Genomic DNA, 12,434 nt, shown 5'->3' with positions numbered 1-12,434 from the left:
GGGGTGAGCCACCTGCCGGGTGTTCAGTCTAGGGGGGTTGTAAAAGGATCGGCCAACCGGTCGAGCACACTTAATGGGCCATCGGGATAGACGTACTGCCCGACCGCGGGATCACCCGCCCGGCCCATTGATGTGACGCATCAGGCGCCGAACCGGTTGCCCCGGTCACCGTTACGGATGATCCTGCCCCCGCAACTGGGCGAGCACTCCGTCCATTTCATCCGGTTTGATGAGTACGTCCCGGGCCTTCGAACCCTCACTCGGACCGACGATCCCGCGCGACTCCATCAGGTCCATCAGCCGCCCCGCCTTGGCGAACCCGACCCGCAGCTTGCGCTGGAGCATCGACGTGGAGCCGAACTGCGTGGAGACCACCAGCTCGGCCGCCTGGCAGAGCAGATCGAGGTCGTCGCCGATCTCCTCGTCGATCTCCTTCTTCTTCGCCCCGCCGACCACGACGTCCTCGCGGAAGACCGGCGCCATCTGGTCCTTGCAGTGCTGCACGACCGTGGCGATCTCGGTCTCTTCGATGTACGCGCCCTGCAGCCGGACCGGCTTGTTCGCGCCCATCGGCAGGAACAGCCCGTCGCCCTTGCCGATCAGCTTCTCGGCGCCGGCCTGGTCGAGGATGACGCGGCTGTCGGCGAGGGAGGAGGTCGCGAAGGCCAGCCGGGACGGCACGTTCGCCTTGATGAGCCCGGTGACGACGTCGACGCTGGGGCGCTGGGTGGCGAGCACCAGGTGGATGCCGGCGGCGCGGGCGAGCTGCGTGATCCGTACGATCGCGTCCTCGACGTCCCGCGGCGCGACCATCATCAGGTCCGCCAGCTCGTCGACGATCACCAGCAGATACGGGTACGGGGCCAGCTCCCGCTCGCTGCCGGGCGGGGCGGTGGCCTTGCCGGAGCGGACGGCGGCGTTGAAGTCGTCGATGTGGCGGTAGCCGTACGCGGCGAGGTCGTCGTAGCGCAGGTCCATCTCGCGGACCACCCACTGCAGGGCCTCGGCGGCCCGCTTGGGGTTGGTGATGATCGGCGTGATCAGGTGCGGGATGCCCTCGTACGCGGTCAGCTCCACCCGCTTCGGGTCGACCAGCACCATCCGCACGTCCTCCGGCGTGGCCCGCGCCATGACGGACGTGATCAGGCAGTTGATGCAGGAGGACTTGCCGGAGCCGGTGGCGCCGGCGATGAGGATGTGCGGCATCTTGGCGAGGTTCGCCGAGACGTAGCCGCCCTCGACGTCCTTGCCGAGGCCGACGAGCATCGGGTGGTCCTCGCCGGCCGCGTCCGCGGACCGCAGCACGTCGCCGAGCTTGACCATCTCGCGGTCGCTGTTGGGGATTTCGATGCCGACCGCGGACTTGCCGGGGATGGGGCTGATGATGCGCACGTCGGGGCTGGCGACGGCGTAGGCGATGTTCTTCGTCAGCGCCGTGATCCGCTCGACCTTCACGGCCGGGCCCAGCTCCACCTCGTACCGCGTGACGGTCGGGCCGCGGGTGAAGCCGGTGACGGCGGCGTCGACCTTGAACTCGGTGAAGACCTGGGTGAGGGAGGCGACGACGGCGTCGTTGGCGGCGCTGCGCGTCCGGCCAGGGCCGCCGCGCTCCAGGCTGTCGAGGGACGGCAGCGCGTAGGTGATGTCGCCGGAGAGCTGGAGCTGTTCGGCGCGGGGCGGCAGGGCGGCGGGGCCGGGCTCGGCGGCCTGCTTGGTGAGGTCGGGGACAGAGTGCTCCTTGCGGCTTCCGGAGCGCACGGCCTCCTCGGCGCCCGACTCCTCGCGCGCCGCCGGCACGCCCCCGGTGCGCTCGGCGACGCCGTGGGTGAGGTTGGCAAGGAGCGGGGAGGGCTGGACCCCGTGGAGCACGGCGCCGTCGAGGTCGGTGGCCGCGGCGGCGGCCGCGTCGATCGGGTCCATGCCGCCGTAGTCGCGGCCGGCCGCCGCGCGCCGCGGGGGCGCGGGTGCGGCCGGCGCGGCGGGGGCCTTGCGGGTGCGGCGGCGGCGCGGGGGCGGCGAGGGCTCGTCGTCGGGGTCGTCCTCGTCCGTACGCACCAGGCCGTCGCGCCAGTCGTCGTCGAACTCCTCCGCCTTGGCCGCGGCCGCCGGATCGGGCCGCGGCTGTACGAGCCCGAGCCGCACCCCGGCGGAGTGGATCCGGTCCGGGATCGCCGCGACGGGCGTGGCGGTGACGACGAGCAGCCCGAAGACGGTCAGCAGCACAAGCAGCGGCAGCGCGAGCACGTCGCCGAGGGTGGTGACCAGCGGCCGGGACACCGCCCAGCCGACGAACCCGCCGGAGTCCCTGATGGTCTGCGTGCCCTCGCCGCGCCCGGGGGTGCCGCAGGCCAGGTGCACGAGCCCGAGCACGCCGATCACCAGTGCGGACAGCCCGATGACGATGCGGCCGTTGGCCTCGGTCTGCTCGGGGTGGCGGATGAGGCGTACGGCGATGGTGGCCAGCAGGATCGGCACGAGCAGGTCGAGGCGGCCGAAGGCGCCCGTGATCAGGATCTCGACCAGCTCGCCCACGGGGCCCTTGAGGTTCGACCAGGTCCCGGCCGCGACGATCAGGGCGATGCCGAGCAGCAGCAGCGCGAGGCCGTCCTTGCGGTGGGCGGGGTCGAGCCCCCTGGCGCCGCGCCCTATCCCGCGGAAGAGCGCGCCGACGGTACGGGCGAGGCCGAGCCAGATCGCGCGCAGCAGCCGCAGCACACCGCCGGTCGGCGAGGGTGCGGGCTTCTTGGCCGGCGCCTTGGCCGCGCCCCCGGACTTCTTCTGCGGCGGCTTCTTGGCGGGTGCCTTCCTCGCGGGCGCCTTCTTCGCCGCGGGCTTTTTGGCCGTGCTACCTCCGGACCGCTGCCGGGAGTTGCCGCTGCCAGAGGTACGTGAGGCCATACGTGCGAGGTTACCGGCAGCGCCCGCACGGGACAGGTAGGACGTGCAGGTACGCGTCCTCCGCGCACCCGCGCCCCGCCGGGCGGGCCCGGCTACTCCGCGTCGGGGCGGGAGCCGGGCTCCAGGGCGTCGATCGCCTTGCGCAGCCCGGTGAGTTTCCGCTCCAGGTGCGCGGCGGTGGCGACGACGGCGGACTCCGCGTTCGCCCCGCTGAGCTGCTTCGACAGCGCTTCGGCCTGCTCCTCCGCGGCGGCGAGCCGGGCGGACAGCTCGGCGAGCAGCCCGGTCTGCGCGGCCCCGTCGCCGTTGCCCTTCTGGGCGCCTTCGAGCTGCAGCCGCAGCAGGCCCGCCTGCTCGCGCAACTGCAGGTTCTTCATGTACAGCTCGACGAAGACCGAGACCTTCGCCCGCAGCACCCAGGGGTCGAACGGCTTGGAGATGTAGTCGACGGCTCCGGCGGCATAGCCCCGGAACGTGTGGTGCGGGCCGTGGTTGATGGCCGTGAGGAAGATGATCGGGATGTCGCGGGTGCGCTCGCGGCGCTTGATGTGCGCCGCGGTCTCGAACCCGTCCATGCCCGGCATCTGCACGTCGAGCAGGATCACCGCGAAGTCCTCGGTCAGCAGCGCTTTGAGCGCTTCCTCCCCGGACGACGCCCGGACCAGGTGCTGATCCAGCGCGGAAAGGATGGCCTCCAGCGCCAGCAGATTCTCCGGCCGGTCATCGACCAGGAGAATCTTGGCCTTCTGCACCATGGCCTGCCCTCCTCGCCCCGGCGGTGTGCCGGTCCTCGTCGCCAAAGACGCGCCCACCATGCCGCCCGCCCTCGTGCCGGTCATCGTATCCACACCCCGAGACTCACCACACCCTGTCACCGCGTTGTCACTGCATACACAGCGACAACGCGCCTGCGATCAGTTTGGTTCCCGGAATCCCGCGTTCTCACACGCAATTGGCCACACTGAGTCATCAAAGAGCAGGAATTCACGGCGATTTGATTACTCTCCGCTCATCCAACCGGCCATTACGGCCAGCAATCGGTCGGTATCCACCGGCTTGGCCACATAGTCCGATGCGCCCGCTTCGATGCTCTTTTCCTTGTCGCCCTTCATCGCCTTGGCCGTCAGGGCGATGATCGGCAGCCCGGCGAACTGCGGCATCCGGCGGATCGCCTCGGTCGTGGCGTAGCCGTCCATCTCCGGCATCATGATGTCCATCAGCACCACGGCCACGTCCTCGTGCTGCTCCAGCACCTCGATGCCCTCGCGGCCGTTCTCCGCGTACAGCACCGCGAGCCCGTGCTGCTCCAGCACGCTCGTCAGCGCGAAGACGTTGCGGATGTCGTCGTCGACGATGAGCACCTTCTCGCCGCGGAACGTACCCTTGAAGCGCGGCGACGCCGACCGCTGCGGCGCCGCCTGCTCAGCGCCCCCGTTCACCGAGAGGGCGCCGGGAAGGGCCCCAGACGCCCCCGAGGCGTCCCGCGCGCCCGTCTCGCCCGTCGTGGGTCCCGCCGGCAGCTCCGCGGCGCCTGAGCGCCCGTCAGGGGACTTCCCCGTACGCCCGGATGGCAGCGCCTCGACGTCGGCCGCGGCGGCGGCCTTCGCCGCCTCCGCCTGCTCCAGGCCCGCCGCGAGCGCGCCCGTGACGGCGCCGCCCGTGCCCGCCTGCCCGGGGGCCGGCAGCTCGGTCGGGTGCAGCGGCAGGTACAGCGTGAACGTCGAGCCGCGGCCCGGCTCGCTGTCGACGTGGATCTCGCCGCCCAGCAGCCGGGCGATCTCCCGGCTGATCGACAGCCCGAGGCCCGTGCCGCCGTACTTCCGGCTCGTCGTGCCGTCGGCCTGCTTGAACGCCTCGAAGATCACGCCCATCTTGTTCGACGGGATGCCGATGCCGGTGTCCGTGACCGAGAACGCGATCAGCTCGGCGCCCGGGTCGCGCAGCGCGCCCTGCTCCAGCAGTTGCTCCTTGATGGCCCGCGGCACGTCGTCCTTCGCGGTGCGGATCAGCAGCTCCACCGCACCGCTGTCGGTGAACTTCACCGCGTTCGACAGCAGGTTGCGCAGCACCTGGAGCAGCCGCTGCTGGTCGGTGCTGAGCGTCGCCGGCGGGTCCGGCGAGACCCGTACCGAGAAGTCCAGGCCCTTCTCCGCCGTCAGCGGCCGGAACGTCGCCTCCACGTAGTCGACGAGCTGCACGAGCGCGATCCGGGTGGGGCTCACGTCCATCTTGCCCGCCTCGACCTTCGACAGGTCGAGGATGTCGTTGATCAACTGCAGCAGGTCCGAGCCCGCGCCGTGGATCGTCTCGGCGAACTCCACCTGCTTCGGCGTCAGGTTCCCGTCGCCGTTGTCCGCGAGCAGCTTCGCCAGGATCAGCAGCGAGTTCAGCGGCGTGCGCAGCTCGTGCGACATGTTCGCCAGGAACTCGGACTTGTACCGCATCGAGACCGCGAGCTGCTCCGCCCGCTCCTCCAGGCCCTGCTTGGCCTCCTCGATCTCCACGTTCTTGATCTCGATGTCGCGGTTCTGCCGGGCCAGCAGCTCGGCCTTCTCCTCCAGCTCCGCGTTCGACTCCTGGAGCGCCTTCTGCCGCACCTCCAGCTCGCCCTGCCGGTCGCGCAACTGCGCGGCCAGCTCCTGGGACTGGCTGAGCAGCACCTCCGTCTTGGAGTTGACGCTGATCGTGTTGACGCTGGTGGCGATGACCTCGGCGATCTGGCCGAGGAAGTCCTTCTGGATCTGGGTGAACGGCTGGAACGACGCCAGCTCCACCACGCCCAGCACCCGGCCCTCGAAGATCAGCGGGAGCACGATGACGTGCGCCGGCGGAGCCTGGCCGAGCCCCGAGGCGATCTTCAGATAACCCTTGGGGACGTTCTCGACGACGATCGGGCGCCGCTCCTGCGCGGCAGTGCCCACCAGCGTCTCGCCGGGCCGCAGGATGTGCGGCAGCTCGTTCCCGGAGTGCCCGTACGAGCCGATCATGCGCAGCTCGTACGCATCGTCCCCGCTGGCCGCGCCGATCTCGACGACCGCCTCGGCGCCGGTGCGCTGCACGAGGAAGAACGCGCCGTGCTGGGCGGCGACCACCGGGGTCAGCTCGCTCATGATCAGCCGCGCCACGTCGGCGAGGTCGCGGCGGCCCTGCAGCAGGCCGGAGATGCGGGCGAGGTTGCCCTTGAGCCAGTCCTGCTCCTTATTGGCGATGGTCGTCTCGCGGAGCTTCACGATCATCGTGTTGATGTGGTCCTGCAGCTCCATCATCTCGCCGTAGGCGTCCACGTCGATCTTGAGGTTCAGATCGCCGCGGGTCACCGCCGTGGCCACCTGGGCGATCTGCCGCACCTGACTGGTGAGGTTGTTCGCCATCAGGTTGACCGACTCCGTGAGGTCCTTCCAGATCCCGGAGACCCCGGGCACCCGCGCCTGCCCGCCGAGGCGGCCCTCGGTGCCCACCTCGCGCGAGACCCGGGTCACCTCGTCACCGAAGGACGAGAGCTGGTCGACCATCGTGTTGATCGTGGTCTTCAGCTCCAGGATCTCGCCCTGCGCGGCCACGTCGATCTTCTTCGACAGGTCGCCGCTGGCCACGGCGGTGGTCACCATGGCGATGTTGCGCACCTGGTTGGTGAGGTTGGACGCCATCGAGTTCACGGACTCGGTGAGGTCCTTCCACGTACCCGAGACGCCCGGCACGCGGGCCTGGCCGCCGAGCCGGCCGTCCGTGCCGACCTCGCGGGCGACGCGGGTGACCTCGGCGGCGAACGACGACAGCGTCTTGACCATCGTGTTGACGGTGGCCGCGAGCTGCTGGACCTCGCCGCGGGCCTCAACCGTGACCGTACGGGTCAGGTCGCCGTTGGCGACGGCGGTGGCGACCTGCGAGATGTTGCGCACCTGGCTGGTCAGGTTCACCGCCATCTGGTTCACGTTGTCGGTGAGGTCCTTCCAGATGCCCGAGACCCCGCGCACCCGCGCCTGGCCGCCGAGCTGGCCCTCCGTGCCCACCTCGCGCGCCACCCGCGTGACCTGCTCGGCGAACGACGACAGTTGGTCGACCATCGTGTTCACCGTCGTCACGAGTTCGAGGATCTCGCCCCGCGCGTCGACGGTGATCTTCTTGGACAGGTCGCCGCGGGCCACCGCGGTGGTGACCTCGGCGATGCTGCGCACCTGGTTGGTGAGGTTGTTCGCCATCGAGTTGACGGACTGGGTGAGGTCCTTCCACGTACCGGAGACGCCCTGCACCTCCGCCTGGCCGCCGAGCTTGCCCTCGGTGCCGACCTCGCTGGCGACCCGGGTCACCTGGTCCGCGAAGGACGAGAGCTGGTCCACCATCGTGTTGATGGTGTTCTTCAGCTCCAGGATCTCCCCGCGCGCGTCCACGTCGATCTTCTGCGAGAGGTCGCCGCGCGCGACCGCCGTCGCGACCTGGGCGATGTTGCGGACCTGGCCGGTCAGGTTGCCGGCCATGAAGTTGACCGAATCGGTGAGGTCCCGCCAGACGCCGGCGACGCCCTGCACCCGGGCCTGCCCGCCGAGGCGGCCCTCCGTGCCCACCTCGCGCGCCACCCGCGTGACCTGCTCGGCGAAGGACGACAGTTGGTCGACCATCGTGTTGACGGTGTTCTTCAGCTCCAGGATCTCCCCGCGCGCGTCGACCTCGATCTTCTGCGAGAGGTCGCCGCGCGCCACGGCCGTCGTCACCTGCGCGATGTTGCGGACCTGACCTGTCAGGTTGCTCGCCATCGAGTTGACGGAGTCGGTGAGGTCCTTCCACGTACCCGAGACGCCCTCGACGCGCGCCTGGCCGCCGAGGCGGCCTTCCGTGCCCACGTCCCGCGCCATCCGCGTCACCTGGTCGGCGAAGGAGGACAACTGGTCCACCATCGTGTTCACGGTGTTCTTGAGCTGGAGCATCTCGCCGGAGACGTCCACCGTGACCTTCTGCGACAGATCGCCGTTCGCGACCGCCGTCGTCACCTGCGCGATGTTGCGGACCTGACCTGTCAGGTTGCGGAACGCGGTGTTGACCGAGTCGACCAGGTCCTTCCACGTGCCCGCGGCCCCGGCCACCTGCGCCTGCCCGCCCAGTTCGCCTTCCACGCCGACCTCGCGGGCGACCCGCGTGACCTCGGCGCCGAAGGACGACAACTGGTCGACCATGGTGTTGACCGTGTTCTTCAGCTCCAGCATCTCGCCGGAGACGTCCACCGTGACCTTCTGCGACAGATCGCCGTTGGCCACCGCCGTCGTCACCTGCGCGAACTCGCGCACCTGCCGGGTGAGGTTGGAGAAGGCGGTGTTCACCGAGTCGGTGAGGTCCTTCCAGATCCCCGCCGCACCGGGCACCTGCGCCTGCCCGCCCAGCCGGCCCTCCGCGCCGACCTCGCTGGCCACGCGCGTCACCTCGCCGGCGAAGGTGCGCAGCGTCTCGGTCATCGTGTTGATCGTGTCCGCGAGCTGGGCGACCTCGCCGCGCGCGCTGACGGTCACCTTCTGCGACAGGTCGCCGTTGGCGACCGCGGTGGTGACCTGCGCGATGCCGCGCACCTGGGCGGTCAGGTTGCCCGCCATGAGGTTCACGCTGTCCGTGAGGTCCTTCCACACCCCGCCGACGCCCTCGACCTGCGCCTGCCCGCCCAGCTCGCCCTCGGTGCCCACCTCACGGGCCACCCGGGTCACCTCGGAGGAGAACGCGGAGAGCTGGTCCACCATCGTGTTGACGGTGTTCTTCAGTTCCAGCATCTCGCCGTCGACGTGCACGGTGACCTTGCGGGACAGGTCGCCCTTGGCGACCGCCGTGGTCACCAGGGCGATGTCGCGGACCTGGGCCGTCAGCCGGTACGCCATGGTGTTCACGGAGTCCGTGAGGTCCTTCCAGGACCCGGACATCCCGCGCACCTTCGCCTGGCCGCCGAGCTTCCCCTCGGTGCCGACCTCGCTGGCGACCCGGGTCACCTCATCCGTGAACACGGAGAGCTGGTCCACCAGCCCGTTGACCGTGCGGCCCATCTTCAGCACCTCGCCGCGCAGCGGGTGCGGTGCCCCGTCCTGGCCCTGCGGCCGCAGGTCCATGCGCTGCTGCAGATCGCCTTCCGCCACCGCGGTCAGTACCCTGCCGACGTCCGCCAGGGGGCGTACGAGGTCGTCGACGAGCGCGTTCGACGCGTCGACCGCCGCCGCCCACGACCCCTCGCAGGGTCCCGCGGAGAGCCGCTCCGCGAGCTTGCCCTCGCGGCCGACCATGCGCCGCACCCGCGACAGCTCGCCGGTGACGTGCAGATTACGCTCCGCGACCTCGTTGAAGACCTCGGCGATCTCCGACATCACGCCGTCGCCGCCGACGCGCAGACGCTTGCGGAAGTTGCCGTCGCGCATCGATTCCAGGGCGCCGAGCAGGCGATACAGCGAGGCCGTATCGACCTGTGTGGTCCCGGAGGGCGTCCGGGAGCGCCCGCCCTTCGTGCGCGGACTCACGCCCGGCGCGCTCGCGTCAGACTCCACTGTGTCCCTCCCGCAGGGTCGACGTTCGCCTCGGGCTCCCTCCGAAGCCTTCCCAGTGTTTCACCCCGGCCCTGGCAGGCCATAACAGTTCGGCGGCTAAGGCGCACTTTCCGAGTGTTAAGAGAAGGATCCGGCATCTGTCCGCAGGGTGAAGGTAAGTACCCTGGCATCCGCCGTCCATCCCTTCAGCCGGGAGAGTGGCACATCGAGAGGAGAGCTGGTGACCACCGCGCGGGCTGCGGCCACCTTCGAGCCGGTCGGGCGCTCCGTCGCCGCGGCCAGGACCTTCGTCCGCGACACCCTCCAGGGCTGGGGCTATCCCGAGGCTACAGACGACGCCGTCGTACTGACCAGCGAGCTTGTGACGAACGCCATAATTCATGCGGGTACGGCCGTAGACGTCCTTTGTATCCGAATGGCGGACGCGGTACGGGTCGAGGTCGCCGACCGGCACGCCGAGCGCGAGTTGCCGCTGCACAGCCCGCAGCTCCAGGCCACGCCCCTCGACCGCGAAGGCGGCCGCGGCCTGATGCTCTGCGCCGCCCTCGCCAGCCGCTGGGGCGTCGACTACACCGCGGAGCACAAGCGCGTCTGGTTCCAGCTCTCCGTCGCGGAACCACCCGCGGGCACCCGGGCCGCCGGCCCGGAGCTGCCCGTCGACGAGCTGCCGCTGGCCGAAGAGCGCATCCGCGTCGCCGTCGTCCGCATCGACCGCGGCGGCCTCGTCAGCGAGTGGAACGACGACGCCCACGACCTCTTCGGCTACGAACCGGAGAAGGTCATCGGCAAGCCCCTCGGCGACCTCGCCGCCTGGCCGCACACCCCCGGCACCGGCACGGGACTGGTCGAGGCGCTCCAGCTCTCCCGCTGGGAGGGCTCGTACGGCATCCGCTGCAACGACGGGCGCGTCACCCCCGTCTACGCCTCGCACATGCGCCTGCGCGACTCGGCCGGCGACCCGTCCACGATCTGCCTCATGGTCCGCGACCGCGAGCGCGCCATCCTGCAGACCCCGCTGCGCGCCCCCGCGGGCGACAGCGCCGGCAGCGAGGGCCACGCCGGGGGCTTCCCCGGCGGCAACTCCTTCGAGGCGTTCATCGGCACCCCCTCGCCCGACGACCTCGACGGCCTGCTCCAGCGCACCGTGGAGCGCGCCCGCGACATGCTGGCCGGCGACGCCGCGTACCTGCTGCTCGCCACCGACGACGAGACCGAGCTGGAGGTACGGGCCTCCACCGGGCTGCCCTCCGCCCGCCAGCGGTTCGCCCGCGTCCCCGTCGAGACCGGCACCGGCCGCTACGGCTCCGCCCGCCTCCCGTCCGTCCACGAAGACCTCATGGCCGACCCCGACGCCGTACCGCTGCTGGCGGCCACCGGCATGCGCTCCGTCGTCTCCGTACCGCTGAAGGTCGAAGGCCGCCTCACCGGCTCCCTCGGCGTCGCCGCCGAGATGCCCGGCCGCTACACCAACGAGGAAGCGCTCCGCCTCCAGTTCGCCGCCGACCGCATCGCGCTCGCCGTCGAGTCCGCCCGCCTCGGCGAGCTGGAACGGCTGCGGCGCGGTTCCCTGTCCTTCCTCGTCGAAGCCTCCGACCTGCTCGCCGGCACCCTGGACCGGGACCAGACGCTGGCCCTCATGGCCCAGATGATCGTCCCCACGCTTGCCACGTGGTGCGCCGTCTACACCCTCCCGGAACAGGCCGAGCCCGAACTCAGCTACGTCCTGCACGAGGACGAGGACCGCATCGACGACCTGCGCGCCCTCCTCTCCCGCATCGACCCGCCCGACGCCGTCCTCGTCCCCGGCGCCCGCCTGTGGCGCGGCCCGGGCGACGCCGCGCACACGCTGGCGATGCGCAGCTCGTTCCTCAGCCTCAGCATCGCGGGCAACACGACCCTCGCCGAGGACGCGGAGACCTCCCTCGCCACGGCGGCGACCGTCGGTGGCGAAACCGTTGTGCTGCCGCTCGTCGCCCGCAACCGCGTCATCGGCATGCTCGTCCTCGGCAAGCCGACCGACGAACACTTCCGCCAGGAGATCCTCGAACTCGCCGAGGACCTCTCCCGCCGGGCGGCCCTCGCCCTCGACAACGCGCGCCTCTACTCCGAGCGCACCACCATCAGCCAGTCCCTGCAGCGCAGCCTCCTGCCGCCGGGCCTGCCGGACATCCCCGGCGTCGAGGTCGAGGTCATCTACCGCCCCGCGGGTGAAGGCAACGAGGTCGGCGGCGACTTCTACGACCTCTTCGAAATCCGGGACGGCACCTACGGCTTCGCCATCGGAGACGTCTGCGGCACGGGCCCGGAGGCCGCCGCCGTCACGGGCCTGGCCCGTACGGCACTGCGCCTGCTGGCCCGCGAGGGCTTCGGCGGCCCGGCGGTACTGGAGCGCCTCAACGCCGCCATCCTCGACGAGGGCGCCCGCGGCCGCTTCCTGACGCTCCTCTACGGCGAACTCTGGCCCCAGCCGGACGGCAGCGCCGTCCTCAAGACCGTCTGCGCCGGCCACCCGCCCCCGCTCCGCCTGCGCCCCGACGGCACGGTGGAACAGGCCACGGAATCCCAGCCGTTGCTGGGCGTCCTGGACGACCTGGAGCTCCACAGCGAAGAACTGGTCCTCGACCCCGGCGACGTCCTCCTGTGCGTCACGGACGGCGTGACCGAACGCCGCGAGGGCACCCGCATGCTCGGCGACGAGGGCCTGGTCGACGTCCTCACGACATGTACGGGCCTCACGGCGGGCGCGGTCGCGGCGCGGGTGCTGCGCACGGTGGAACGCTTCGCGGCGGAGCCGGCATCGGATGACATGGCGATCCTCGCGATGCGGGTGCCGGGCCAGATGAACGGGAACGGCGAGTAGGAGGCAGGGCCCTGGGAAAGGGGCCCGAAATGACTCAACCCCCGGACGGTGTCCGGGGGTTGAGTACTAAAGATTGTTCGGCGGTGACCTACTCTCCCACACGGTCCCCCATGCAGTACCATCGGCGCGGTCGGGCTTAGCTTCCGGGTTCGGAATGAGACCGGGCG

Annotated in this window: 4 protein-coding genes and 1 rRNA gene; 1 reads left to right on the top strand and 4 read right to left on the bottom strand. The window is 70.7% G+C overall.

The genetic code is table 11. From position 1 onward, the window contains the following. Window positions 1-171 precede the first annotated feature (171 nt). From FB457_RS29400 to FB457_RS29390, 3 genes are all read right to left on the bottom strand, one after another. Window positions 172-2,898 (bottom strand): DNA translocase FtsK, encoded by a 2,727-nt coding sequence (locus tag FB457_RS29400; protein ID WP_145783821.1) that lies wholly within the window; start codon window positions 2,896-2,898, stop codon window positions 172-174. Window positions 2,899-2,990: 92 nt separating this feature from the next. Continuing rightward, a complete protein-coding gene (locus FB457_RS29395; protein ID WP_018838062.1) occupies window positions 2,991-3,653 on the bottom strand; it encodes a response regulator in 663 nt (220 codons plus the stop codon). A gap of 243 nt (window positions 3,654-3,896) precedes the next feature. Further along, window positions 3,897-9,281 carry a HAMP domain-containing protein gene (locus FB457_RS29390; RefSeq protein WP_145783819.1) on the bottom strand — a complete coding sequence of 1,795 codons (5,385 nt, stop codon included), beginning with the start codon at window positions 9,279-9,281 and terminating at the stop codon, window positions 3,897-3,899. 346 nt (window positions 9,282-9,627) lie between these two features. Here FB457_RS29390 and FB457_RS29385 point away from each other — a divergent pair, with 346 nt between their 5' ends. Next, the gene (locus FB457_RS29385; protein ID WP_173534890.1) at window positions 9,628-12,267 is read left to right on the top strand and encodes a SpoIIE family protein phosphatase; all 2,640 of its coding nucleotides are present in this window, start codon (window positions 9,628-9,630) and stop codon (window positions 12,265-12,267) included. 75 nt (window positions 12,268-12,342) lie between these two features. Here the strand turns inward: FB457_RS29385 and rrf are convergent. After that, a 5S ribosomal RNA gene (gene rrf / locus FB457_RS29380) occupies window positions 12,343-12,434 on the bottom strand; the annotation flags it as partial.

The sequence above is a fragment of the Streptomyces sp. CNZ287 genome (assembly GCF_007827615.1).
Note: the sequence above shows the minus strand (reverse complement) of the source record. Positions and strands in the feature narration are given on the sequence as shown.

Bases quoted from the DNA above. Each gene is read 5' to 3' on its own strand.
- FB457_RS29400 (WP_145783821.1), bottom strand. From the start codon at position 2,898: ATGGCCTCACGTACCTCTGGCAGCGGCAACTCCCGGCAGCGGTCCGGA.
- FB457_RS29395 (WP_018838062.1), bottom strand. From the start codon at position 3,653: ATGGTGCAGAAGGCCAAGATTCTCCTGGTCGATGACCGGCCGGAGAAT.
- FB457_RS29390 (WP_145783819.1), bottom strand. From the start codon at position 9,281: ATGCGCGACGGCAACTTCCGCAAGCGTCTGCGCGTCGGCGGCGACGGC.